The sequence below is a fragment of the Leifsonia sp. 563 genome (assembly GCF_040545055.1).
Taxonomy (GTDB): Bacteria; Actinomycetota; Actinomycetes; order Actinomycetales; family Microbacteriaceae; genus Leifsonia.
In genome coordinates this window covers 81882-106726 of the sequence record NZ_JBEPLE010000004.1, presented here as the reverse complement: position 1 = coordinate 106726, position 24845 = coordinate 81882, and the positions used below count along the sequence as shown (strand labels likewise).

Below are 24845 nucleotides of genomic sequence, written 5' to 3'. Positions count from 1 at the left end.
GGCTACCCCTGCCCGGGGGTGCCGTGGGTGCGGGGGAGGTCGCTGTTGTCCGGGAGGCGTTCCTCGAGCGAGTCGTTCCGTTCCTGCACCGTCTCCAGGCGGTCGGTGTCGGTCTTGCCGAGGTCGCTGACGGCGTCGGTGAGCTCGTCGGCGTCGCGGGGTGCTGCGGTGTCATCCGATCGATCGGTCATGCGGCGCACTGTACCCGCGTCGGTCGCACCGGCCCACGCCCGCCGCCCTGGCCCGCGCCCGCGCCCGGATCGGGGAGCCGGTTGACGATTCGCGGCCGGGACGGGCTAGCATGCGGCACATGAGCCGCATTGAAACCGGGATCGTCTCCTACACGCTGTCCGGCGACTATTACGCGCGCGTCGGCGCCGACTTCGACACGGAGGCGGTGGACGACGCCATCCTGGCCGAGCTCAACCGGATGCTGCCGCGCGGGGTCGTGGTCGAGCGCTCCGGACGGGTGCTCGCCGACGAGGAGGTCGCCGACGAGGCGCGCGCGATCGACTGGGAGGCGCTGCTGCGCAGCATCGATGTGGACCAGATCCTCGCCGAGCACGGGCGCTGAGCTCCCGCTCGCGTCAGCGTGAGCGCTTGACCACGTCGTAGGCGGCGAGGGCCGCGCGACGCGTCTCCGCGAGGTCGACGATCGGCTCCGGATAGTCGGGGGTGTCCCATTCGGGAACCCAGCGGCGCACGTAGTCGCCCTGCGGGTCGAACTTCTGTCGCTGCAGCTCCGGGTTGAAGATGCGGAAGTACGGCGCGGCGTCCGCGCCGCTGCCGGCGACCCACTGCCAGTTGAAGGCGTTGTTGGCGGGGTCGGCGTCGACCAGGGTGTCCCAGAACCACTGCTCACCGTGGCGCCAGTCGATGAGCAGGTTCTTGATCAGGAACGACGCGGTCACCATGCGCACCCGGTTGTGCATGACTCCGGTTCTCCACAGTTCGCGCATCCCCGCGTCCACCAAGGGCACGCCGGTGCGACCCTGTTCCCAGGCCCGCAGCGCAGACGGATGCAGCCGCGGCCACGGGAAGGAGTCGTACTCGCGATGGATGTTCACGGTCGCCAGATCCGGGTGCTCGAAGAGCGTGTGATAGGCGAACTCGCGCCAGCCGACCTCCGAGAGGAAGGTCGACGCGCTCTGCGCCGTCGCGCCCTGACGCTTCTCGATCGTCGCGTGCCACACCTGGTGGGGGCTGAGCTCTCCCCAGCGGAGCCGGGGAGAGAGCCGCGAGGTCGCGTCCACACCGGGTACGTCGCGCTGTTCGCGGTAGTCACTCAGATCGTCGGCGAGAAAGTGCTTCAGCTGTGCGTGCGCCGCCTTCTCGCCCGGCTCCCACGTCTCGCGCAGGCCGCCGGCCCAGTCGGGATGCGTCGGGAGCAGCCCGAGTTCGTCGAGCGTCACGGTCTCGAGCGACCGGGGCAGGCTTCCGCCATGCACTCCCCGCGGCGTCGGCCCCGGCTTCCGCGGCGCAGGGGCCGCGAGACAGGCCCGCCAGAACGGCGTGTAGACCGAGAACGGGGTGTCCTGGCCGGTCCGGATCGTCCACGGCTCGAAGAGGAGGGTGGCGGCGAAGCTCGCCGCCTCGACGCCGGAGGCACGCGCCGCGGTCTTCACCGCCTCGTCGATGCGTCGCTCCGCGCCGCCGTACCGCCTGTTCCAGAAGATCGCCGATGCGTCGGTCTCCCGCAGCACCGTCTCGATGACGGTCTCGCTCCGCCCGCGCAGCAGGACGAGCCCGGCGCCCAGGCGCTCCAGCGACTCGGTCAGCGACGCCAGGCTGTGATGCAACCACCACCGGCTGGCGGCGCCGGGAGCGCGGAGCTCCGGCGTCTCGTCATCCCAGACGAAGACGCACAGCACCGGGCTGCCCGTCTGGACGGCTGCGTGCAGGGCAGGGTTGTCCGCGACCCGCAGGTCGTCGCGGAACCAGACGACCGCGGGGCGTTCGCTCACAGGTCGAGGGAGTCGCCGGGCTCCAGCGGGTAGAAGGTGCCGCCGTTCTGCTCGGTCGCCCAGGTCAGGCGTCCGTTCGACATGTCCTTGCCCGCCCGCGAGAGCACCATCTCGTGGATGGGGAAGGCGCGCTTCGGCTTCACCGCGAGCACGTAGTCCATGGTCTCGGCGATCTTCATCCAGGGTGCGCCCGCAGGGGCAGCCAGCACATCCACCTCGACGCCCTCCGGCACCGAGAACGAGTCGCCGGCGTAGTAGAGCACGTCGTTGACGAGCACGCCGACGTTGTCGACCACCGGGATGCTCTCGTGGATGACGGCATGGCGCCCGCCGAAGAAGCGGAGGGTGAACGGGCCGGCCTCCACCGTGTCGCCCGGGTGGACCACCGTGATGTCGAAGTCTGAGGCTGCGGCGGCCACGCCTTCCGGGCCGAAGATCGTCACGTCGGGGGAGAGGTCGAGAACGCGGTTCAACTGCTCCGGGGTCCAGTGGTCGGGGTGCTCGTGGGTGATGACCACGGCGACGGCGTTCGCGGTGTCGGTGAGGGGGGAAGTGAAGCTGCCCGGGTCGACGAACAGCTTCTGTCCGTCCTGCTCGAGGAGGAGGCCGGCGTGCTCGAACTTGGTGAGTCTCATGGTTCCCAGGAAATACCGGATGGGATGCGCATGCAAGAACGACACGATTGAGGAATATACCCCTAGGGGGTACTGTTGCCGATGACATGGACGAGAAGAACGAGCACACGACGGTCCACGACGACGCCGGGCACGATCACGAGCACGATCACGCTGCGCACGACCACTCCGGTCACGCGGAGCACGATCACGCGGCGCACGACCACGCCGGGCACGACCACTCCGGTCACGCGGGCCACGACCCCGCGATCTTCAAGCGGAAGTTCTGGTTGACGCTGGTCTTCACCATCCCGACCCTCGTCTTCTCGCAGGGTCTGCAGGAGATCCTCGGGCTCGACGGGCCGCGATTCCCGGGCAGCCAGTACATCCCCGCGGTCTTCGGCATCATCATCTTCTTCTACGGCGGGCTCGTCTTCCTGCGCGGCGCCGTGGATGAGCTGAGAGCCAAGCAGCCGGGCATGATGACCCTCATCTCGCTGGCCATCGTCGTCGCCTTCGGCTACAGCGTCGCCGTGACCCTGGGCCTCCCGGGCATGGACTTCTGGTGGGAGCTCGCCACCCTCATCCTGATCATGCTGCTCGGCCACTGGATCGAGATGTCCGCCGTCATGGGCGCGCAGGACGCGCTCGGCGAGCTCGCCAAGCTCCTGCCCGACACGGCCGAGCGGGTGTCCGACATCCACGCCGAGCCCGTCTCCGTGCCGGTCTCCGAGCTGCGCGTGGGGGAGCTGGTGCGCGTGCGCCCCGGTGCGGCCGTGCCTGCCGACGGCGAGATCGTCCACGGCCGGAGCGATCTGGATGAGTCCCTCCTCACCGGGGAGTCGAAGCCGGTGACACGCGGGCCGGGGGAGCAGGTCGTCGCCGGAAGCATCTCCGGGAGCGGTTCGCTCGTCGTCCGGGTCGGTCGCACGGGCGGCGACACCGCGCTCGCCGGCATCATGAAGCTCGTCGCGGATGCGCAGGCAAGCAAGTCCGGAACCCAGGTTCTCGCCGACCGCGCGGCGGCGTGGCTGTTCTACGTCGCGCTCGCCGTCGCCACCGTCACCCTGATCGTGTGGACGCTGCTGCGGCCGGGCGACCCCGCGTTCATTCTCGAGCGGGTCGTGACCGTGCTCATCATCGCGTGCCCGCACGCGCTCGGCCTCGCCATCCCCCTGGTCGCCCAGATCTCCACCGCCATCGGCGCTCGCAACGGGCTGCTGATCCGCGACCGGCACGCCATGGAGGACGCCCGCCGGGTGGACGTCGTGCTGTTCGACAAGACCGGGACGCTCACCGAGGGCCGCCAGGGCGTGGCCGCAGTGGTCGCCGACGACGGCGACGCCGACGCCCTGCTGGCGCTCGCCGCGTCCGTGGAGGCGCCGACGGAGCACCCGATCGGCGCTGCCATCGTCCGCGAGGCGCGCCGGCGCGGCCTGACGATCGCACCGGTGTCCGGGTTCGAGGCTCTGGGGGGCCGCGGAGCCGCCGCGACCGTCGACGGCGAGCGGGTCGCCGTCGGCGCGCCCCGGCTGCTGACCGAGGGCGGCCTGACGCCGGGAGACGCCGTCCGCACGGCCGCCGACCGAGCCTCCACCGAGGGTCAGACCGTCGTCTACGTTCTGCGCGGCGACCACGTCGCCGGCATGATCGCTCTCGCCGATGTCGTCCGACCGGAGTCGCGGGAGGCCGTCCGGTCGCTGCGGGATCGCGGTGTCCGCGTCGCCATGCTGACCGGCGACGCGCAGGCCGTCGCCGACGCGGTCGCCGCCCAGCTGGGCATCGAAGAGGTGTTCGCCGAGGTCCTGCCTGGGGACAAGTCCGGCACGGTGGCCCGCCTCCAGGCGGACGGCTCCCGCGTGGCGATGGTCGGTGACGGCGTCAACGACGCCCCGGCCCTCGCGCAGGCGGACGTCGGGATCGCGATCGGCGCCGGGACGGACGTGGCCATCGAGTCGGCCGGCGTCGTCCTCGCCTCCAGCGACCCGCGCGGTGTCGCGAAGGTGATCACGCTCTCCGCCGCGACCTACCGGAAGATGCTGCAGAACCTCGCCTGGGCGACCGGCTACAACGTCATCGCCCTCCCGCTTGCGGCCGGTATCGCGATCGGGGTCGGCATCGTGGTGTCGCCGGCGTTCGGCGCGGTGCTCATGTCGCTCTCGACGATCGTCGTCGCGATCAACGCCCAGTTGCTGCGCCGCGTCCGCCTCTGACGGGCGGCCGTCTGCTCCGACGCACCGGCGCCCCGCCTTCGGCCGGCGGGGCGCCGCCTGTGCCATCATCGGGACCGTGACCGCACTCCCGCGGGCCGTGGTCGTCGCGGTCAACCCCATGGCGTCCTTCGGCCATCGCCGCGAGGTCGGCCCGCGTGTCATCGAGCGCCTGCGCGACGCCGGTCACCGCGTCGTCGCGATGGGGGAGGCGAACATCGAGCTGCTCCGTCGCGAGACCGCCCGATCGCTGGCGGACGGCGCCGACGCGCTCGTCGTGGTCGGCGGCGACGGGATGGCCAACCTCGGCATCGACCTCGTCGCGAACACGGGCACTCCGCTCGGCATCGTCCCCAGCGGCACCGGCAACGACCTCGCCGACGGCCTCGGCATCCCGATCGACGACACCGAGGCGGCCATCGACCGACTGCTGGATGCGCTGCAGCGCGAGCCGCGGACGATCGACGCGGGGACGATCCGTCACGGCGAACTGACCACGTGGTTCGGCTGCGTCGTCTCCGCCGGTTTCGACGCGACCGTCAACGAGCGGGCCAACCTGATGTCGCGACCGCGGGGTCGCAGCCGGTACATCATCGCGCTGCTGCGCGAACTGGCGACGCTGACGCCACGGCCGTACCGCATCCACGCCGACGGCCGGACGATCGACGTGGATGCCATGCTCGTCTCGGTCGCCAACAACCGGTCGCTCGGCGGCGGGATGCGCATCGTCCCGGACGCGGACCTCTCCGACGGCCTGCTCGACCTCTTCGTCGTCGGGCCGATGTCGCGCGTGCGCTTCCTCCGCATGTTCCCGAAGGTCTTCCGCGGCGAGCACACCGGCCTTCCGGAGGTCAGCATCCTGCGCGTCTCGTCCGTCCGGATCGAGGCGGAGGGCGTCGTCGCCTACGCGGACGGCGAGCGGATCGGACCCCTCCCCATCGAGGTCTCGGTCGCCGCCGGCGCGCTCCGCGTGCTCGCCTGAGCGACGCGCCCGGGACGCCGTCCCCGTTTTGGCACAGCACGCCCATCTGTGGCATGATCTTCTAGTTGCCAGACGGCCCCATCGTCTAGCGGCCTAGGACGTCGCCCTCTCACGGCGGTAACGCGGGTTCAAATCCCGCTGGGGTCACCAACAGCCCGGATGCCAGTCACTGACTGGCGTCCGGGCTTTTTTCTTGGGTCAAACCGGGCCGTCGGGAGCTTCCCACGCATGGACCTGCGGCCAGCCGGATGGGATCTTCCCCGTCGTGCGGCGATGCAGCCGGCCGGACTCGTCCACCCGAACATGCATCGTGCGGTAGACCGTGGGATAGGTCGGTCCCAGAAACCACGCCACGGGGTTGACCAGCTCGAGGGCGACTCGCCAGGCGGGCGGCGTGACGAGGTGGACCAGCCGCATCTCCTCGGAGCCCATGTCGCCGTCGAGGTGCCAGCCGTCATTCATGCGGCGCATCATCTCCGAGCGCAGTCGCTGAGCCGATGTCGTGTACATGTCGACAATCATGCCCGGCGGGGGTTCAGCGCAGCTCCCCACGTTCGAGGCATCACGGGGGCGACGGAGGCGATCAGCCGGTGACCTACAGCGTGATGACGCTGACCTGGTCCTTGCCGCGATCCTTCGACCGGTACATCGCCTTGTCGGCGACGCGCAGCAGCTCCGGGCCGCTCAGGACGCGGGCGGGTCCAGCCGCGTGGACGGTCACGCCGACGCTGGCGGTGATGACGCGCTGCCAGCCGTCGTCGTGGAGGGGCTGCTTGACCGCGACGCGGATGCGCTCGGCGATCGCGGAGGCGCGCTCGTGGTCGGTGTTCTGGCAGACGATGATGAACTCGTCGCCGCCGTACCGGCACACCAGGTCGTCGCCGCGGACCGCCGAGACGAGGCGCGCGGCGATCAGCTTGAGCACGGTGTCGCCAGCGGTGTGGTCGAGTTCGTCGTTGACGGACTTGAAGTCGTCCAGGTCCACGAAGATCAGGGCGAGCGGCTCCTGCCGTTCCATCGCCGAGGCGACACTCGCCGTGATGTGGCTGCGGAGCAGCACCCGGTTGGCGAGCCCGGTCAGCGGGTCGTGGAGGGCGATCGCGGCCAGCTGCGCCTGCAGCGTCAGGCGGGCGACGGTCTGCGCCGCCTGACGGCACAGCGAGCCGAGCAGTTCGACCGCATGCTCGTCGAGCTCCGGAGGCCGCGAGAAGTAGCAGGCCAGCGTCCCGATCGCCGCGTCCGCGTGCACGAGGGGAGCGGTCAGCATGGAGTCGAGGCGCGCTGCGCGGAGGGCGGTCGCCACGTCCGGGTGCGCCAGCTCATCCCGTACGGACCAGGTCGCGAGCGTGGGGCCGACCGCGCCGAGCGCCGGCAGTCCGCCGGGCAGCAGAGCGGCATCCAGCGGGACCGTCCCTCCGACCAGGTGCGGTTCGTGGCCGTCGAGGAAGACGGCGGCCGCCATCGCGCCCAGACCCTGCTGCGCGCTCTCCGCCAGAGCCTGCGCGAGCATTTCCACGGTGTCGCTCTCGCCGAAGGCGGTGGTCGCGTTCTGGAGCACGCGGGTGCGCGCCTCCGACCCCTCCGCGATGCGGCGGGCGGCGAGCAGCTGGCGCTCGTAGTCCTGGCGGCGACTGGCGTCGAAGACGGCGACATGGATGAGCGGGCCGGACTCGGCCTCGTCGACCACCGCGTTGACGAGCACGGGCAGGGCGTCGTCGTGCGCCGTGCGCAACGACAGGGCGACCTCACGCACCTCACCCTGGAGATGGAGGACGGGGAGGAAGCGGGTCTCGTAGAAGATCCGCGCTCCCGGCTCGAGCAGATCGGTGAGAGACGCCCCGACGAGTTCGTCGGCCGGGCGACCGGTCCACGCGGCGAAGGTGGCGTTGACGCGCAGGATGCGGCCGCCCTCGGTCAGCGTGACGAGACCGCAGGGCGCGCGGTCGTAGAGCGCATCCGCGGCGGGTCCCTCGGACGTGATCCCCTCCGCCGTCATGCCAGCGAGCTCCGGATGGCCGCGGCCAGCTCGTCGGGACCGGACAGGTTCGGGCAGTGGCCGGTGGCGTTCAGCTGGACGAACACGCTTCCGGGGATCTGCTCGTGCACGTAGCGCCCGACCGGGCCGGGCGCGATCGCGTCCTCCGCGCACTGCAGCACGACGGTCGGCACGGTCACCTCGGGGAGGTCGGCGCGGTTGTCGGAGAGGAAGGTGACGCGGGCGAAGTGGCCGGCGATCGCCGGATCGGTCCGGCAGAAGCTCGCGGTCAGTTCCGCGCCGAGCTCCGGTCGGTCGGGGTTGCCGGCGATGACGGGCGCGATCGCCTCCGACCATCCCAGATAGTTGTCGTCGAGGGTGTCGAGCAGGCCATCGATGTCGGAACGCGTGAAACCGCCCACATAGTCGCCCTCGTCGATGTAGCGCGGCGACGGACCGACGAGCACCAGGCGCCCGAAGCGTTCGGGGGAGCGGTTGGCGGCCAGCACGCCGATCATCGCGCTGACGGAGTGGCCGACGAAGACGGCGTCGCGGAGGTCGAGGGCCTCGAAGATCTCGAGCACGTCGTCGGCGTAGCCGTGAAGCGAGTCGTACTTGGCCCGGTCGTAGGCGCTCACATCGGAGTCGCCCGCGCCGACGTGGTCGAAGACGATCACCCGGAAGTCGGACTCGAAATGCGGGACCACCCGCCGCCACATCTCCTGGCTGCAGCCGAAGCCGTGCGCGAAGACGATCGGGCGGCCGGACGGATCACCGGACTCGCGAACGCTGTTGCGACGTCGGACGTCGACAGCTTCGGTCGGTTGCAGCATCCCGGGTCCCATCTCGGTGTGAGGAACGGCCCCTCTCCGGCGTCACTGGGCCGTCTCCGCATCCCGAGCCTATCCGGGTTCGCAGGCGACCGTGAGCCGTGCCGGTCAGTCCGTCGCGCCGCCCGGCATCCACTCCTCCGGGTAGTGGTCGCGCACTGCGGCGTTGAAGTAGGAGCCCGCCGACTCGGCGCCGCGCAGCTCACGCCACACCCGCGCGGGCACGAGGAAGTAGCGGTACACCTCGCCCGACACGAACTCGACCTCGAGCGTCCGTACGGACGGGTCGTAGCCCGCCGTCGCGATCACCGTGCTGTCGAATGCCACCCGCTCCACGTCCGCACCCTACGCCGGACCTCCGACGGCACTAGGATGTCCGAAGCGAAGGGGAGTATCCCGGACGGCTCGGCGGCAGGTGAGAACCTGTGCCCGGTCGGCGCTGTGCACGTCAACACGGTCTGCGAGGCAGCGGACCCGGGCACAGCGGCACCCACGAGGTGCAGGAGAGACTTTCGGTGTTTTTCCGCGCCCTCCGAAAGGTCCCCCGTTGCACACCGCGCTTCCCCTCTGGTTCGAGATCGGCTCCTTCGTCGTCCTCCTGCTGATCCTCGCCTTCGACCTCCTGATCATCTTCAAGAGGCCGCACATCCCGAGCCCGCGCGAGTCCGCCCTCTGGGTCGCCTTCTACGTGGCGCTGGCGCTGATCTTCGCTCTGCTGATGCTGGTGGTGGGGGATGCGGAGCACGCCGGGCAGTTCCTCGCCGGGTGGTTGACGGAGTACAGCCTCAGCATCGACAACCTGTTCGTGTTCGTGATCATCATGGGCCGGTTCGCGGTGCCGAGGAAGTATCAGCAGGAAGTGCTGATGGTGGGCATCATCCTGGCGCTGATCTTCCGCGGGGTGTTCATCCTGCTCGGGGCCGGTCTGATCGCCAGCTTCAGCGCGATCTTCTACCTGTTCGGCGCGTTCCTCCTGTGGACGGCGTTCAACCAGGCCTTCGGCAAGCATGACGACGAGGGCGCGGAGGACTCCTGGTTCATCAAGTTCGCCCGCAAGCACCTGAAGGTGTCGACCCAGTACAACGGCAACAAGCTGCGCACGGTGGTGGACGGCCGACGGATGTTCACGCCGCTGATCATCGTGTTCATCGCCCTGGGCACCACCGACCTGCTGTTCGCCCTCGACTCCATCCCCGCCATCTTCGGCATCACCCAGAGCCCGTTCATCGTGTTCACGGCGAACGTGTTCGCGCTGATGGGCCTCCGGCAGCTGTATTTCCTGCTCGGGCACCTGCTCGACAAGCTGGTGTACCTCAAGTACGGGATCGCGTTCATCCTCGCCTTCATCGGTGTGAAGCTGGTGTTCCACGCCATGCACGAGAACGAGCTGCCGTTCATCAACGGCGGCGAGCACATCGAGTGGGCGCCCGACATCAGCACCTGGACCTCGCTCCTGGTGATCGTCGGCGCCATGGTTGTCGCTACGATTGCAAGTCTGGTGAAGCTGCGGATGAGCGGCACCAGCGTCGCCGAGGCCATTCACGGTGACGAATCCGACGAGGACGAGGCCGAGGAAACGGTCGCCGACGGCACGCAGGAGGACCCCCGCACATGAGCTCTCTCGTCGGCGTGACCGTCCGCAGCGACACGGGTGCGGTCCGGCACGTCAACGAGGACAGCGCTCTGGCGCAGGATCCGGTGTTCGTCGTGGCCGACGGCATGGGCGGTCACGCACGCGGCGACCTGGCCAGCCGGACGGCCGTGGAGAGCCTCGCGCGCACGCTGCAGCCGGGCTCTCGGCCGACACCGGACGAGGTGATCCGCGCCATCGACGAGGCGAACGCCGCCGTTCGGTCGCTCTCGGGGGCCGACGAGTCGGGTGCTGCCGTAGCGGGCACCACGCTCGCCGGGATCGTCCGCGTCCGCGTGCCCGAGCTGGCGGCCGAGCAGTGGATGGTCGTCAACGTCGGCGACTCGCGCGTCTACGCGTGGGACGGCCGGCAGCTGCGGCAGCTGACCGTCGACCACTCCGCCGTCCAGGAGCTGGTGGATGCCGGCCTCATCACCGAGGCGCAGGCGGCGGTCCACCCGGAGCGCAACGTCATCACCCGCGCGCTCGGGGCCGAGGATTTCGTGGACACGGACAGCGGGCTGGTCGCCGAGACCGGCCGCCAGATCTTCCTGATCTGCTCGGACGGACTGACGCGCGAGCTCAGCGATCAGCGGATCGCCGAGATCCTCGCGCAGGGGCCGTCCGACCCGGCGTCCGCGCTGGTGGATGCGGCGAACGAGGCCGGTGGCCACGACAACATCACCGTGATCGTGGTTGAATCGGTGACCGGGGAAGACGCCCCGGCCCCCGTCGACACGCGCGAACGCGCCGACGGCAGCGGTCGGGAGTTCGAAGACACGCAGCCGAGGGAGTAGGTCGTCCGTGTTCGAAGTGCAGCAGGCGGCAGCCGGGGAGTGGGCGGTCGTCGCGGGGGGTGCGCGGGCACTGCTGGTGGCCGAGTCCGACCCTGCGCGGCTGCGGGCGCTCTTCGAGGCGGTCCGAGCGGGCTTCGCCGAGACACTGGATGCGCTGGTCGCCGGTGGGCTGAGCCGCACGCCGTCCTTCGCGCTGCTGGACGCATCCACCGGTCCGGTGCTGCTGGCGGTGCGGGGTACGGCCAGCGCGACCATCGCGGACGGCGGACCGGAGCGCACCGTGCGGGCCTCCGGGGTGTCGTCGTGGGTCGAGACGCAGCTGACCGACGCGACCGCCGTGACGCTAGGCGCCGCCTCGGGGGAGACGCTCCCGCTCGTGGAGGGCGTCGTGCGGTCCGGCGGTGTGGTCTGGTCCGCCGCGGAGCAGGCGGAGGATGTCGGCGCGACCGTCGCGGCCCCGCCGCGTCGCGAGCGCGAGACCGGACCGGTGGATGCGCTGGCCGTGGATGGCGGTGCGACCGAGTCCGAGCCTGTGATCGCCGGACCGGCGGTAGCGGCGTTCGAGCCTGCGCCAGCTCCAGCTGAACCCGACCCGCATACGCGCGTCCCCGAGGCGACATTCGCCGACGTCCCGTCCGCCGACGCGGCCCCGGCGCCCGCGCAGCCGTCAGAGGCGCCCGGCTACGACCACCTGTTCGGGGCGACGATGGTGCGGAGCGTCGAGGACGCGGCCGTCCGCCCGGAGGAGGAGGACGCGGCCCCGCCGAAGATCGACCTCCCCGGCTTCATCACCGACTCCTTCCCGCCGGCCGCCGGCCGTCTCGCGGGCGATCACGACGGGCTCACCGTCATGAGCGGCGACCTGCCGCAGCGTGCGCGACCCACGGAGACCGAGCAGGAGCCTGCGCGCGAGCCCGCGGCGCAGACGTTCGCGGTGCTGCTGTCCGACGGCCGCCGGGAGCCGCTGTCGGCGCCGGTCGTCGTCGGCCGCGCGCCGAGCGTCTCGGCCGTCCCCGCCCTCCGCGGCGCACGTCCCGTCACGCTGACCACGGCCGAGGACGACATCTCGCGCTCCCACGTCGCTGTCGCGGTCGAGGGCGACAGTGTCGTGGTCACCGACCTGCACTCGCGCAACGGCACCATGATCGTCCTGCCCGGCAAGACGCCGCAGAAGCTCCGCAGCGGCGAGCCGACCACGGTCGTTCTCGGGACCGTGATCGACCTGGGCAGCGGGGCGACGCTGACCGTCGAGGCAGCCGGATGAGGCGCATGGCCTCGCAGCCGCCCGAGCTCGACGGCTTCCACTTCATCCGCCTGCTCGGATCCGGTGGCTTCTCGGACGTCTTCCTCTACGAGCAGCAGCTGCCCAAGCGCAGCGTCGCCGTGAAGGTGCTGCTGACGGATGGCGTGGACGAGTCGGCGCGCGCCCGCTTCGTCGCCGAGGCGAACGTCATGGCCCGGCTCTCCGCGCATCCCTACATCGTCACGATCTTCCACGCGGGCGTGGCCGGAGACGACCGCCCCTTCCTGGTCATGGAGTACTGCTCCGGGCCGTCGCTGGCCGACCGACTGAAGCGCGAGCGGATCGGCGCCGAGGATGCGCTGCGCACCGGCGTTCGGTTGTCCAGCGCGGTCGCGACCGCCCACGCGGCGGGCATCCTGCACCGCGACATCAAGCCCGCGAACGTGCTCACCAACGCGCTCGGCTGGCCGGCGCTCACCGACTTCGGCATCGCCTCCGCGCTGGAGGAGCTGCCGGTGTACACCACGACGCTGTCCGAACTGCGGAGCTCGCCGTCGGACACCGCGACCTCCGGCAGCCGCAGCGTCGGTCTCAGCGTGCCGTGGTCGCCGCCGGAGATGTTCTCGGACGACCCGGATCCGGATGTGCGCAGCGACATCTTCTCGCTCGCCGCGACCGTGCACACCCTCCTCGCCGGGCGGACGCCGTTCGAGGTCCCCGGGCGCTCCAACGGCACCCTCGACCTGATGGGGCGCATCGAGCGCGGGATGATCACGCCGCTCGACCGGCCGGATGTGCCGGCGTCGCTGGCCTCCGTCCTGCGGCGGGGCATGGCGACCCGCCGGGAGGAGCGGTACCAGACGGCCGTCGACTTCGCCCGGGCACTGCAGCGCGTCGAGCTGGAGCTCGGCCTCGCGCCGACCAGCATCGACGTGCCGAACCTCAGCGTGGGCGACGCGCGGCCGGGGCCGTCGCCGGACGGCGGCGAGCAGGAGACCCGTGCGCGGTCGGTGGCCACGATCCGGGCGCAGCAGCCGGCGCCCGCGCCGAATACGGTCGATGCGCGGTCTGCCGAGCGATCAGCCGCCCCTGCCGCGCCCGCAGCGCCGGAGCCCGAGGCCACCCGCGTCCGCGGCGTCGTGCCCATCTCGGCGCAGCCGCCCGCCCGCTCCGCCACGACAGACGACAAACCGTCGGCCGAGCCCGTGCAGGACCACACCATCCTCCGCTCGCGCCCTTCGTCCGAAGAGGGCGACGGGACGGCGCAGTCCGGCGCGGACGACGCATCCGACCCGGACGCATCAACTGGTCCGCGCGACCCGCGTCGACGCCTCCTCACGTGGATCGGCGTCGGCGCCGCAGCGGTGATCGTCCTGGCGGTCGCGGCGGCCGTCGTCGCCAACCTCGTCGCCGCTCCCTCCACATCCACCGGCCCCGGAGCGCAGCCGAGCGACGGCGGCAGCATCGCCGTCACCGTCGTGCCGCCGCCGGTGCTGGTCTCGGCCGTCCGCGCCCCGGACGGCGCCAGCGCCACCTTCACCTGGAAGACGGCGGACGCGCAGAAGGACGACCAATTCACCTGGCAGCAGGAGGGCACGACCAACGGGCCGTCCGTCACGGCGGAGCGGAAGGTCACCCTCACGAATCTGACGCCGGGCGTCCCGGTGTGCATCGACGTCGCGACGGTCCGCGCCGGCCGCACCTCCGAGCAGCTGAAGGCGTGCGCGCCGTGACCGCCGCGAAGCCGCTCACGGTCGAGTTCTGCGGCGAGCTCTACAGCGTCGAGCCGGGCACCGAGTTCGGGATCGGCCGCGAGGCCGAGCTCACCATCGACGACAACCCGTACCTGCACCGCCGTTTCCTCACCGTCGGGCACGATTACGGGATGTGGTGGCTGAGCAACGTCGGCACGCTGCTGACCGCGACGGTCACCGACGCGACGGGGACGATGCAGGCCTGGCTCGCTCCGGGGGCGAAACTGCCGATCGTCTTCCAGACGATGCACGTCATGTTCAGCGCAGGCGCGACGACGTACGACTTCACCATCTCGAGCGACGAGGACTACTTCAACACGGCGGTCCAGGTGGATGCGGCGGCCGGCTCCACCACCGTCCTCCCGGTGACGCTGACCACCAGCCAGCGCCAGCTGATCGTCGCTCTCGCCGAGGGGGTCCTGACGCAGACCGTTCCCGGCCGCGGCACCATCCCGACCTCCGCCGAGGCGGCCGAGCGCCTGGGCTGGAGCATGACGACGTTCAACCGCAAGCTCGACAACGTCTGCGACAAGCTCGACAAACTCGGCGTCGCCGGGCTGCGCGGTGGCCGGGGCAAGCTCGCGACGAACCGCCGGGCGCGGCTCGTCGAGTACGCGGTGACGACGCGTCTGGTCGGCGTCGAAGACCTCCCGCTGCTCGACCAGCACGACGACACCGATGCCCAGGCCGCACTTGACCGGACGGCATCCGGGGAGGACCGTGGCACCGACGACTGAGGCGCTTCCCGCGTGGCCCGGCGGGATCGGCCCGGTGTGCATGGGGAGTGCTCCCCATTCCGGACGCGTCGGGGGGTCGTGTTAGCGTAGACGCGTTTTCCGGCCCGAGGGATTGCAGAGTCTTGGTTTCAGTGAGTGCGTGGTTCCGGCAGCGGAAGACCGCCGCCGTCATCACCGCAGTCGCCGTGGTCGCGGGGGTCCCGCTGACGATCGCCGTCCTCCACAAGGGCTTCCCCGTCAACGCGGTCGAGCTCGACACCCGCGACGTCTGGGTCACCAACGGCGAGAAGCTGCTGGGCGGCCGGCTCAACCATCAGATCGACGAGCTGGATGCCGCCGTCACCGGCGCGAGCGCCGACCTCGACGTCCTGCAGGACGGCTCCGCGTACTTCCTCACCGACCTCCCGCACGGCACGGTGGACAAGATCGACCCGGCCTTCGTCTCGCTCGGCGGACGCATCCAGGTGCCGGAGGACTCGCAGGTCGGCTACGGCGGCACGACGCTCTCCGTGCTCGCGCCGAACGGCAACCTCTGGGTGCTGGATGCGTCCGGCCGTCTCGACTTCGACAAGTCCAAGACCAAGCCGGTCGTGAAGGCGGGAGCCGGCGCGAAGCTCGCCGTCGCGAAGTCGGGTACGACGTTCGTGGTCGCGCCGAAGGGCAAGCGGCTGATCACGGTGGACGGGCCAGGCGCGAAGCCGCAGACCCGCGACTTCGCGGTGCCGGGCGCGTTCCAGGTGAGCGCCGTCGGCGACCAGGCGGTCGTGCTCGACACGCAGCGCAACCGCATGATCACCGCCGGCGGAACCACGGTCGACCTCCCCGCGAAGGGTCTCAGGCTCCAGCAGCCCGGGCCAGACGACCGCGCCGCCGTCGTGGCGACCGCGAACAGCCTCCTCAGCGTCCCGCTCGGCGGCGGGACCGTCACCGCGAGCCCCGCCGGCGCGACCTCCAAGGGCGGCGGCGACGCGGTGTCGGCCCCCGTGCGTCTCGGGACCTGCTCGTACGGCGCATGGTCCGGCTCCGGCCGCTACCTCTACGCGTGCGACGGCAAGAAACCGGTTGGCATCGACATCGACCAGCCGGTCGCGGGCGACGACCTCGAGTTCCGGGTCAACCACGGCGTCATCGCGCTGAACAACCTGCGCGACGGCAACGCGTGGGTCGTCTCCTCCAACATGCGGCTGGTGCAGAACTGGGCTCAGCTCAAGCCGAACGACACCACCGTGCAGGGCGAGACCGGCGAGGAGAAGCCGGTCGTGCAGTCCTTCGCCGACACTCTCGCGCAGCGGACCGATCAGAACCGGCCGCCCATCGCCGTGAACGACACCTACGGCGTGCGCCCGGGGAGGTCGACGGTGCTGCACGTTCTCACGAACGACACCGATCCGGACGGCGACGTCCTGACGATCTCGGACGTCTCGGCGATCCCGGTGGATCAGGGCGTGCTTCAGCTCGTCGAGGGCGGCCGCGCCATCCAGTTCACGCCGAGGGACGGCCTCAGCGGCACGATCTCGTTCCGCTACTCGGTCGACGACGGCCGCGGCGGAACGTCCTCCGCCCAGGTGGACGCCACGCTCAAGCAGCCCGCCGTGAACGAGGCTCCCGCATCCACCCGGTCGAGCACCGCCCAGACCGAGGTCGGGCAGTCGGTCACCTACAACGTGCTCAACGACTGGACGGACCCGGACGGCGACGACCTGAGCCTGGTCGCCGCGTCCGCGACCACCGAGGACGACGTGCGGTTCAAGCCCAACGGCGACGTCACCTTCACCAGCAAGACCGGTCAGGCGGGCTCCAAGGAGGTGCGCGTCACCATCTCCGACGGACGCGCGTCGGCCACGGGCAGCCTGATCGTGACGGTGAAGCCCGCCGGAACGCTCGACCCGGTCGCGGTGACGGACTTCGCCGACGGGTTCACCGGCCGTCCGGTCGTGCTGCATCCCCTCGACAACGACCAGTCACCGTCGGGTGAGCCCCTGTCGCTGGTCGGCGCCGGCCTCGACGGCGGCAGCGGCGCCCAGGTCACCGCGGACAGCACCCGCGGCACGATCACGGTCCGCAGCAACGCGCCGGGGGAGTACTACCTCGTCTACACGCTCGGGGCAGGGCCCAAGACGACGACGGGACTCGCGCGCGTCGACATCGCGCCGCAGGGTGCGAGCGAGGCTCCGCCGATCGCCGTCACCGACAAGGCGTACGTCCGGCCCGGCGAACCGACGTCCGTCGCCGTCCTCGAGAACGACGTTTCGCCGTCCGGCCGGGTGCTCGCCGTGCGCTCGGTGTCGGTCGGCAAGGGCGCGGAGGACCTCAACGTGGAGGTGCTCGACAACGCCGTGGTCAAGATCACGGCGCCGACCGTCCTCACCCAGCAAGTGCAACTGTCCTACGTCGTCTCGGACGGGATCAACGAGGCGACCGCCGGCATCACCGTCGTGCCCGTCCCTCCGCTCGTGCAGCACCAGCCGCCGGTGGCCGTCGACGATCAGGTGCCGGTCCGCGCCGGCGACGTCGCGACCGTTCCCGTCATGGACAACGACTACTCGCCGGACAACGCACCGTTCACCCTCGACACGCAGCTGCGCGACGCGAGCGGCGGCGGTCAGGGCGCGACCGCGTTCGTCAGCGGCGAGACCGTCCGCTACCAGGCGCCGACGACGCCCGGCCAGTACAACGTGGTCTACGGGATCACCGACAAGTACGGCCAGAAGGCGCAGGCGACCGTCACCTTCGTCGTCGGCGCCCCCGACAAGGGCTCCGACCGCGCGCCTCAGCCGCAGCCGCTCACCGTCCGTGTCTTCGCGGGCTCGTCGGTGCCGGTGGAGGTGCCGCTCGACGGCATCGATCCGGACGGCGACTCGGTCTCCCTCTCGGGGCTCGCGACGCAGCCGACCCTCGGACGGATCTCGGACTCCACCAGCCGCTCGTTCACGTACCAGGCGTACCCGGACTCCGCGGGCACCGACACCTTCACGTACCAGGTGAAGGACGCCTACGGGAAGACGTCCACCGGCACCGTGTCGATCGCCGTCATCCCACGCCCGGACCAGGTGCGGCCGCCGATCGCGGTCAACGATCCGGTGCAGGTGAAGCCCGGCCGGACGATCGCCGTTCCCGTGCTCGACAACGACTCCGACCCGAACGGGTACGCGATCGCTCTGCAGAAGAAGCTGCTGCAGGTGGACGAGGGTCTCAAGGCATCCGTGCACGGCAAGATCGTGCTCGTCACGGCGCCCAAGGAGGAGGGCTCGTTCGTCGTCCGCTACCAGATCACCAACGGCCAGGGCGGCGTCGCCAGCGCGTTCATCCAGGTGACGGTGACCCCGAACGCGAAGGATGTGCCGCCGACCGCCGTGGACCACGTCCTGGAGCCGGACGAGGTGGCGAACAAGCAGAGCGTCAAGGTGAACGCGCTCGAGGGCGCGACCAACCCGTCAGGACTGGTCGACGACCTGAAGGTCGAGGTCACCGGGCCGAACGCCTCCGCCGCCGAGGTGGGCCAGGACGGCTCCATCACGGTGAAGCCCGGCGAGCAGCGGATCGCGATCGCCTACACGCTGACCGACACCGTCACCGGGCTGAAGGGGACCGCGTTCATCGTGGTTCCGCCGAAGGGCGACGCCACGGCACCGCCGCGGCTCAAGGACGGCCTGCCGCAGCAGATCGTGCAGGCCGACGGGTCGAAGAGCTGGAAGCTGTCCGACATCCTCACCGTCCCCTCCGGGCGCGACTACAAGCTCACGGGAGCTTCGGGCGTCAGCGCCACCAACAGTTCGGGTGGATCGTCGTACGGCGACGAGCAGACGCTCACGTTCACCGCCGCGAAGGGATACCGGGGACCCGCGGCGATCACCTTCAAGGTGAGCGACGGTCGAGAGGCCGGACAGAGTTCGGACCGCGTGACCACGCTGGTCCTTCCGATCACGGTCGGCGAGCCGGACCAGTCCGACGTCGCGCCGACGTTCACGTCGCCCAGCGAGAAGATCGAGCCGGGGGAGGCACCGCTCTCGGTCGACCTGCGGGCGTCGAGCTTCCACCCCAATCCCGAGATCCTCAACAAGCTGACGTACTCGGGCGGCACGTCGTCCAACCCGAAGATCCAGTCGGGCCTGAGTGGGTCGACACTGACCCTCTCCGCGCCACTGGGCGTGCAGGCGGGGGAGACGGCGACGATCGCGGTGACGATCAGCTCGGGGACGCACACGATCTCGGGCACGGTCAACGTGCAGGTGGTGAGCTCGAGCAGGCCGGTCGCCACGCAGAAGAACCCGCCGCAGACGGCTGAGGTCAAGCGCGGACAGACCGCGACGGTCGACGGCGCGTCGAGCGACGCCCAGTGGGTCAACCCGTTCCCCGGGCAGCCGCTGACCATCACGGACGCGACCGCGCAGAGCGCGCCGGCCGGGGTGACGGTCACGCACACGGGGTCGTCGATCAGCGTCAGCGCATCCTCGGGGGCCGCGATCGGTGCGGTGAACGTGGCCTACCACGTCGAGGATGCGACGAAGGACCCGAAGCGCACCGCGTCGGCCATCGGGCAGTTGCGCGTGACCATCCACGACGTCCCGTCGAAGCCGAGCGCGCCATCCAACCCGCGCGCGAGCGACGGCAAGGTGACCGTCTCGATCAAGGCGCCGGCGGACAACGGGAAGCCGATCACGCAGTACGAGGTGACGGACGGCAATGGGCACACGGTGAACACGGCGTCTGTCGGGGATGTGACGATCGGCGGGCTGACGAACGGCAAGTCGTACTCGTTTACCGTGCGGGCGCAGAATGCGGACGGATGGAGCGAACGGTCCGCCGGGAGCACGCCGGTCACCCCGTACGGCACGCCGACGAAGGTGGGCGGCGTCTCGATCAAGAGCAGCGGGAACGCCCCGAGCGACCTGACGATGAGCTGGAACGCGCTCTCGGACCCGAACGGCACGGGCGGCGGGCAGGCGACCTACCACTATCGACTCAACGGCGGCTCGTGGCAGACCACGACGGGCACGAGCGCCAAGGCGAACAACAAGGGCGCGGGCACGTACTCCTTCGAGATCTACGCGTCGAACGCGGGCGGCAAGGATGGACCGCACGCGACCTCCAACAGTGTCGAGGTCAAAGATCCGCCGCCGCCCTCGCCGTCGATCGATCTGAGCAAGGGCGACCTGAAGCCCGGATTCGTCCACAGCTACACGTACGACGTGACTCTCCACGACTTCCCGAAGAACCGCACGTTCTCCATGCAGGTGCACTGCAATGGAGGGACGTTGTCCAACAAGTCCATCTCGACCGATGGCAACGGGTACGGCCACTACCGGGGCAACCCGGGGAGCAACCTCGACCCGTGGTGCGGCTACCCGGGCGCATACGTGGTCGTGGACGGCGTGCAGAGCAGTGTTCAGGACTGGTCCAAGTAAGGAGATGCAGCAGTGGCAGTGACACAGGAGCAGGCGGACTGGTTCGCCGGGGCGTTCGCGCAATTGGTGGCGAACGTCGACAAGGCGATCCTCGGCAAGGAGCACAGCATCCGCCTGGTGATCACCGCCATGCTCTCCGGCGGCCACGTGCTGCTCGAAGACGTGCCGGGCACCGGCAAGACGGTGCTCGCCAAGGCGCTCGCCAATACGGTCGAGGGCACGCAGTCGCGCATCCAGTTCACGCCGGACCTGCTGCCGTCCGACGTCACGGGCGTCACGATCTACGACCAGTCCAGCGGCCGGTTCGAATTCCACCCCGGCCCGATCTTCGCGTCGGTGGTGCTCGCGGACGAGATCAACCGGGCGAGCCCCAAGACGCAGTCGGCACTGCTCGAGGTGATGGAGGAGGGCGTCGTGACGGTAGACGGCGTCGGCCACCCGGTCGGCGCGCCGTTCATCGTGATCGCGACTCAGAACCCCGTAGAGCAGGCCGGAACGTACTCGCTGCCCGAGGCGCAGCTCGACCGCTTCCTGATCAAGACCTCGCTCGGCTACCCGGACCACGCGACGACCGTCGACCTGCTGCTCGACTCCTCCAACCGGTCGCGCGCGTCTGCCGTGCGGCCGATCATCGCGTCCGATTCCGTCACCACGCTCGCCCAACTGGCGTCCGAAGTGCACACCGACGCCAGCGTCATGGGATACCTCAGCGAGATCGTCACCGCGACCCGCGACGACAAGGATGCTGCACTCGGCGTGAGTATCCGCGGCGCCCTGGCGTTGGCACGCGCGGCGAAGACGTGGGCGATCTCGGCCGGCCGCACCTTCGTGACGCCCGACGACATCCGCGATCTCGCCCAGCCGGTGCTCGCGCACCGCGTCATCGTCGACCCCGAGTCCGAGTTCGCCGGGGTGAGCGCGGCCGACATCGTCGAGCGGGCCGTCGCCTCGGCCACCCCGCCCGCCTACCGCGCGGCCTGAGCCGCCGCTCCCTTCTGACGCCGACCCGACAGGATCCTGCAGCCATGACCACCGACAGCCCCGCTCGCGGACGGCGTCGTCGCGCGCCCGGCGCCGACCAGGCGCGCATCGCGGCGGAGCTCGTCGGGGGAGCGGTCGCGCGCGCGGGCGGAGCGGTGACCTCGCGGGTCGCACCGTTCGGGCGCGCCGTCGGTCGTCGAATCGCGCCGGTGGTCGGCGTGGTCAGCACCCTCGGCTGGATCGTTCTCGCCAGCGCCGCGGTGTCGATCGTCCTGGCCGTCTGGCTCGGGTGGGCTGAGTTCGTCTACATCGCCGCAACGCTGCTCGCCGCCTTCGTGATCGCGGCCGCCTTCGTCTTCGGGCGCTCGACGTACCGCGTCGGAATCGAGCTGAACCCGCGGCGTGTCGTCGCCGGCGGGCGCGCCCTCGGGCGGCTGACCGTCGCCAACAGCGGATCCCGGCCGGTGCTGCCGACACGGATGGAGCTGCCCGTCGGGGAGGGACAGGCCGACTTCACGATCCCGCGGCTCGCCCCGGGGGCGGAGACGGAGGAGCTCTTCGCCGTCCCCACCGAGCGGCGCGCGCTCATCCTGGCCGGTCCAGCGCTGTCCGTGCGTGGCGACCAACTGGGTCTGCTGCGACGAACGAACCAGTGGACCGAGCAGATCGAGCTGTTCGTCCATCCGAAGACGGTGCGGCTCGCCGCGACCGCCCGCGGCCTCGTTCGTGACCTCGAGGGGCAGACCACCAAGGTCATCACCGACAGCGACCTCGCGTTCCACGCGCTGCGGACGTACGAACCGGGCGACGACATCCGCAACGTGCACTGGCGTACCTCCGCCCGCACGGGGCAGCTGATGGTCCGGCAGTACCAGGAGACCCGCCGCTCGCAGCTGCTTCTGGCGTTCGATGCTGAACGCTCGCACTTCGCCTCGGACGATGAGTTCGAACTGGGCGTCTCCGTCCTCGCCTCGGTCGGCTGCCAGGTCATCCGCGAGGAGACCGAGATCCGCGCACTCTGGCAGCGCGGGCCGATGCGCGTCGAGACGCCGACGGCTCTGCTCGACGACTCCTGCCGCATCCAATCGGTGGATGGGGTGCACCCGACCCTGCGCGAGTTCCTGCGCCAGGCGACCCTGAGGCTGCCCGCGCCGAGCCTGGCGGTCACGGTGGTCGGCTCGCAGGTCGACGCGGCGGAGCTGCGCGGCGCGTCCGCCCTGTGGTCGGCCGACACGGAGACCATCGCGATCCGCGTCGACGAGTCCGCCGAGCCGCGCCTCACCCGGCTCGGGCGCTCGATGCTGATCACCGTCTCCGCTCTGCCCGAGTTGCCGTCCCTGCTGAAGCGAGCCGGCCGATGAGCGCGGCGACCGGTACCGGCACGGGCCGTCGGCGGGACGCGCGACCGGCACCCGCGACGACCCCGCTGTCCGACTCGCTGCCCCGGACGACATGGATAGACGTCGCCGTCCTCACCGGCCTCAGCCTGCTCGCTGTCGCCGGATTCGAGCCGGCGTTCGGGCACTACGCCTTCGCCCAGGCCGCGATCGGCGGCATCGTGGTCGGCGGGGGAGTCGCGCTGCTCGGCCGGCTGCTGCGACTGTCGTGGCCGTTGACGACCGTCATCGCGCTGGCCGCCTACTTCCTGTTCGGCACACCGCTCGCGCTTCCCGGCGAGGCGCTGTACGGCGTGCTGCCATCGCTCGACAGTCTGTCCGGGCTGGTGATCGGAGCCGTGTTCGGCTGGTCCGACGCGGTGACCCTCCAGGCGCCGCTCGAAGCGCCTCCCTACGTCGCAGTGGTTCCCTACGTCGCCGGGTGGCTGGTCTCCCTGGTCTCCGTGACCCTCGCCGTGCGCTGGCTGCCGCGCGTGCGGCGTCCGTCGGCGGGCCGGGCGGCCGTGCTGCTCGCCGGGCCGGCTCTCCTGCTGCTCGCGGCCATCCTGCTCGGTACGCGGGATGCGTTCTTCGCCGGAGTGCGCGGCGTCCTGTTCGCCGGAGTCGCCCTCGTCTGGCTGGCCTGGCGCCGGGCGCGCTTCGCCCGCGACCGGGTGGAGACCGACTCGGGAGTCCGACGCAGCCGCCTGCTCGGCGGCGCCGCGGTGGTGCTCGGTGCGGTGCTCGTCGGTGCGCTGGCCGGGTCGGTGCTCGCACCACCCGCCGCGTCGCGGTTCGTCGTGCGCGACGAGATCACGCCGCCGTTCGACCCGCTCGACTACCCGAGCCCTCTCGCCGGGTTCCGGAAGTACACGAAAGAGCTGCAGAAGACGAAGCTCTTCACGGTGACCGGGCTCAAACAGGGTCAGGTGATCCGGCTCGCCACGATGGACAGCTACGACGGCATCGTCTGGTCCGTCGCGTCGCCGGGGAGCGACAGCGACGCGTCCGGAGCGTTCGAACTGCTCGGCAGCACCATCCCGCGACCACCGCTGTTCACGCCCGGCGCCTCGTCGACGGCTGCCATCGACGTGCTCGGCTACTCGGACGTGTGGCTGCCGACTCTCGGCTACACGAACACGCTCACGTTCGACGCGCACACCGGGCAGGATCCGACGTCCACGGTGCGCGTCAACACCGCGACAGGAACGGCGGCCGTCACGAGCGGCGTGCGCAACGGCCTCGACTACACCGTCCGGGCGACGGCGCAGAAGATCCCGAACGATCGCGCCCTCGCGAAGGTCCCGCCGGCGAAACTGACGCTTCCGTCGGTCACCAACGTGCCCGACGTCGTGTCCGCAAAGGCCGAGGAGTATGCGGGATCGGCCGACACGGCCATCCAGAAGCTGCGCAACATCGAGCGGTCGCTCAAGTCGCTCGGCTACCTCAGCCACGGGCGCGCGTCCGACCCGGTGCCGTCGCGGGCCGGACAGGGTGCCGACCGCATGACCGACCTGCTATCCAAATCGCCGATGGTCGGTGACCAGGAGCAGTACGCCAGCGCCTTCGCGCTCATGGCCCGTCGGCTCGGCTATCCGACCCGCGTCGTGATGGGCTTCGCACCGAAGGTCTCCGGCAGCACCACCACGGTCACCGGCGACGATGTGACCGCCTGGGACGAGGTCGCCTTCGAGGGAGTCGGCTGGGTCCCGTTCTTCCCGACGCCGACCAAGACGGATGCGCCGAAGAACCAGACCACGAAGCCGAAGCTCGAGCCGCAGCCCCAGGTTCGGCAGCCGCCGCCCGCCGACCCGCGCGCCGAAGACCTCCTGACGCCCGTCAAGACGAAGGACAACGACCCGAAGGACAAAGCGTCAACGTTCCGTCTGCCCGTCTGGGCGTGGGTGGTGCTCGGTGTCATCGGTATCCCGCTTCTGGCGTACTTCATCCCCCTGCTGATCATCGCCGGCCTCAAACGCCGGCGACGACGGAAGCGCGAGAGCGCCGGACCTCCCGACCGGCGCGCGGCCGGCGCCTGGGACGAGCTGACCGACGGATACGCCGAGCTCGGGCTCGCCGTCCCGGACCGCGCGACGCGGCTCCAGGCGGCCGCAGCACTGGAGGAGCAGTCCGCGGCCCAGGACCTCCCCGTTCCCGACGGCGGCCTGCGCGACCTCGCCCGGCACGTCGACGCCGCGGTGTTCGACGGCAGCGTCGTAGCGGAAGAGCGCGTCCAGCACGCATGGAAGACAGCCGACGAGGCCCTGACCCGTGCCACGAAGGCGGCCGGCCCGCTCCGCTCGCGGCTCGCGGCGTTCCGCTACCGGCGCGCCCGCCGCGCGTGAGG

The 24845-nt window shown here is 70.7% G+C and carries 19 protein-coding genes and 1 tRNA gene; 13 read left to right on the top strand and 7 right to left on the bottom strand.

Annotated features, from left to right (window positions below):
• Window positions 1-2: 2 nt before the first annotated feature.
• Window positions 3-191, bottom strand: coding sequence for a hypothetical protein (locus ABIC47_RS13190; RefSeq protein WP_089875434.1), 189 nt, complete (start codon window positions 189-191; stop codon window positions 3-5).
• A 119-nt stretch (window positions 192-310) separates the two neighbouring features.
• Here ABIC47_RS13190 and ABIC47_RS13185 point away from each other — a divergent pair, with 119 nt between their 5' ends.
• The gene (locus ABIC47_RS13185) at window positions 311-574 is read left to right on the top strand and encodes a hypothetical protein (RefSeq protein WP_018190629.1); all 264 of its coding nucleotides are present in this window, start codon (window positions 311-313) and stop codon (window positions 572-574) included.
• Window positions 575-587: 13 nt separating this feature from the next.
• Here the strand turns inward: ABIC47_RS13185 and ABIC47_RS13180 are convergent, their stop codons facing one another.
• Together ABIC47_RS13180 and ABIC47_RS13175 are read right to left on the bottom strand one after the other, a co-directional pair.
• Window positions 588-1964 carry a cryptochrome/photolyase family protein gene (locus tag ABIC47_RS13180; protein WP_354480983.1) on the bottom strand — a complete coding sequence of 459 codons (1377 nt, stop codon included), beginning with the start codon at window positions 1962-1964 and terminating at the stop codon, window positions 588-590.
• Window positions 1961-2599, bottom strand: coding sequence for an MBL fold metallo-hydrolase (locus tag ABIC47_RS13175; protein WP_018190631.1), 639 nt, complete (start codon window positions 2597-2599; stop codon window positions 1961-1963). Before ABIC47_RS13175 ends, ABIC47_RS13180 begins: the two co-directional genes overlap by 4 nt.
• Window positions 2600-2685: 86 nt before the next feature.
• Between ABIC47_RS13175 and ABIC47_RS13170 the strand changes: the two genes are divergently transcribed.
• The 3 genes from ABIC47_RS13170 (at window position 2686) to ABIC47_RS13160 (ending at window position 5920) form a co-directional block, all read left to right on the top strand.
• Window positions 2686-4791, top strand: coding sequence for a copper-translocating P-type ATPase (locus tag ABIC47_RS13170; protein ID WP_354480981.1), 2106 nt, complete (start codon window positions 2686-2688; stop codon window positions 4789-4791).
• A gap of 76 nt (window positions 4792-4867) precedes the next feature.
• A complete protein-coding gene (locus ABIC47_RS13165; protein ID WP_020075014.1) occupies window positions 4868-5770 on the top strand; it encodes a diacylglycerol kinase family protein in 903 nt (300 codons plus the stop codon).
• Window positions 5771-5844: 74 nt separating this feature from the next.
• A tRNA-Glu gene (locus ABIC47_RS13160) sits at window positions 5845-5920 on the top strand.
• 48 nt (window positions 5921-5968) lie between these two features.
• On the opposite strand, the gene ABIC47_RS13155 is transcribed toward ABIC47_RS13160, so the two are convergent.
• The 4 genes from ABIC47_RS13155 to ABIC47_RS13140 form a co-directional block, all read right to left on the bottom strand.
• Entirely contained in the window at window positions 5969-6280 is a 312-nt protein-coding gene (locus tag ABIC47_RS13155; protein WP_354480979.1) for a hypothetical protein, read from the bottom strand.
• An 85-nt stretch (window positions 6281-6365) separates the two neighbouring features.
• The gene (locus ABIC47_RS13150) at window positions 6366-7766 is read right to left on the bottom strand and encodes a sensor domain-containing diguanylate cyclase (protein WP_354480977.1); all 1401 of its coding nucleotides are present in this window, start codon (window positions 7764-7766) and stop codon (window positions 6366-6368) included.
• Window positions 7763-8578 (bottom strand): alpha/beta fold hydrolase, encoded by an 816-nt coding sequence (locus tag ABIC47_RS13145; RefSeq protein WP_354480975.1) that lies wholly within the window; start codon window positions 8576-8578, stop codon window positions 7763-7765. The genes ABIC47_RS13150 and ABIC47_RS13145 overlap by 4 nt, the downstream gene beginning before the upstream one ends.
• A gap of 105 nt (window positions 8579-8683) precedes the next feature.
• Window positions 8684-8911: a KTSC domain-containing protein gene (locus ABIC47_RS13140; RefSeq protein ID WP_354480973.1), complete on the bottom strand. Its 228-nt coding sequence runs from the start codon at window positions 8909-8911 to the stop codon at window positions 8684-8686.
• 211 nt (window positions 8912-9122) lie between these two features.
• Here ABIC47_RS13140 and ABIC47_RS13135 point away from each other — a divergent pair, with 211 nt between their 5' ends.
• The 9 genes from ABIC47_RS13135 (at window position 9123) to ABIC47_RS13095 (ending at window position 24843) form a co-directional block, all read left to right on the top strand.
• A complete protein-coding gene (locus ABIC47_RS13135) occupies window positions 9123-10190 on the top strand; it encodes a TerC family protein (RefSeq protein WP_018190640.1) in 1068 nt (355 codons plus the stop codon).
• Window positions 10187-11002, top strand: coding sequence for a PP2C family protein-serine/threonine phosphatase (locus tag ABIC47_RS13130; RefSeq protein ID WP_018190641.1), 816 nt, complete (start codon window positions 10187-10189; stop codon window positions 11000-11002). Before ABIC47_RS13135 ends, ABIC47_RS13130 begins: the two co-directional genes overlap by 4 nt.
• A 7-nt stretch (window positions 11003-11009) precedes the next feature.
• Window positions 11010-12266, top strand: coding sequence for an FHA domain-containing protein (locus ABIC47_RS13125; RefSeq protein ID WP_354480971.1), 1257 nt, complete (start codon window positions 11010-11012; stop codon window positions 12264-12266).
• Between the two features lie 5 nt (window positions 12267-12271).
• Window positions 12272-13978, top strand: a complete 1707-nt coding sequence (locus ABIC47_RS13120; RefSeq protein WP_354480969.1) for a serine/threonine-protein kinase — start codon at window positions 12272-12274, stop codon at window positions 13976-13978.
• Window positions 13966-14736, top strand: coding sequence for a hypothetical protein (locus ABIC47_RS13115; RefSeq protein ID WP_354480968.1), 771 nt, complete (start codon window positions 13966-13968; stop codon window positions 14734-14736). The genes ABIC47_RS13120 and ABIC47_RS13115 overlap by 13 nt, the downstream gene beginning before the upstream one ends.
• A 131-nt stretch (window positions 14737-14867) precedes the next feature.
• Window positions 14868-20141 (top strand): Ig-like domain-containing protein, encoded by a 5274-nt coding sequence (locus ABIC47_RS13110; RefSeq protein WP_354480966.1) that lies wholly within the window; start codon window positions 14868-14870, stop codon window positions 20139-20141.
• Window positions 20142-20159: 18 nt separating this feature from the next.
• On the top strand, window positions 20160-21122 hold the full coding sequence (locus ABIC47_RS13105; protein ID WP_089875446.1) for an AAA family ATPase: 963 nt from the start codon (window positions 20160-20162) through the stop codon (window positions 21120-21122).
• Between the two features lie 44 nt (window positions 21123-21166).
• Window positions 21167-22483: a DUF58 domain-containing protein gene (locus ABIC47_RS13100; RefSeq protein ID WP_354480964.1), complete on the top strand. Its 1317-nt coding sequence runs from the start codon at window positions 21167-21169 to the stop codon at window positions 22481-22483.
• Window positions 22480-24843 (top strand): transglutaminase-like domain-containing protein, encoded by a 2364-nt coding sequence (locus ABIC47_RS13095; RefSeq protein WP_354480962.1) that lies wholly within the window; start codon window positions 22480-22482, stop codon window positions 24841-24843. The genes ABIC47_RS13100 and ABIC47_RS13095 overlap by 4 nt, the downstream gene beginning before the upstream one ends.
• The last annotated feature ends 2 nt before the right edge of the window (window positions 24844-24845 follow it).

What these genes read in the sequence shown, in the direction of transcription:
- ABIC47_RS13170 (WP_354480981.1), top strand. Translation starts at nt 2,686, where the DNA reads ATGGACGAGAAGAACGAGCACACGACGGTCCACGACGACGCCGGGCAC.
- ABIC47_RS13175 (WP_018190631.1), bottom strand. Translation starts at nt 2,599, where the DNA reads ATGAGACTCACCAAGTTCGAGCACGCCGGCCTCCTCCTCGAGCAGGAC.
- ABIC47_RS13150 (WP_354480977.1), bottom strand. Translation starts at nt 7,766, where the DNA reads ATGACGGCGGAGGGGATCACGTCCGAGGGACCCGCCGCGGATGCGCTC.
- ABIC47_RS13145 (WP_354480975.1), bottom strand. Translation starts at nt 8,578, where the DNA reads ATGCTGCAACCGACCGAAGCTGTCGACGTCCGACGTCGCAACAGCGTT.
- ABIC47_RS13120 (WP_354480969.1), top strand. Translation starts at nt 12,272, where the DNA reads ATGGCCTCGCAGCCGCCCGAGCTCGACGGCTTCCACTTCATCCGCCTG.
- ABIC47_RS13185 (WP_018190629.1), top strand. Translation starts at nt 311, where the DNA reads ATGAGCCGCATTGAAACCGGGATCGTCTCCTACACGCTGTCCGGCGAC.
- ABIC47_RS13100 (WP_354480964.1), top strand. Translation starts at nt 21,167, where the DNA reads ATGACCACCGACAGCCCCGCTCGCGGACGGCGTCGTCGCGCGCCCGGC.
- ABIC47_RS13190 (WP_089875434.1), bottom strand. Translation starts at nt 191, where the DNA reads ATGACCGATCGATCGGATGACACCGCAGCACCCCGCGACGCCGACGAG.
- ABIC47_RS13095 (WP_354480962.1), top strand. Translation starts at nt 22,480, where the DNA reads ATGAGCGCGGCGACCGGTACCGGCACGGGCCGTCGGCGGGACGCGCGA.
- ABIC47_RS13155 (WP_354480979.1), bottom strand. Translation starts at nt 6,280, where the DNA reads ATGTACACGACATCGGCTCAGCGACTGCGCTCGGAGATGATGCGCCGC.
- ABIC47_RS13130 (WP_018190641.1), top strand. Translation starts at nt 10,187, where the DNA reads ATGAGCTCTCTCGTCGGCGTGACCGTCCGCAGCGACACGGGTGCGGTC.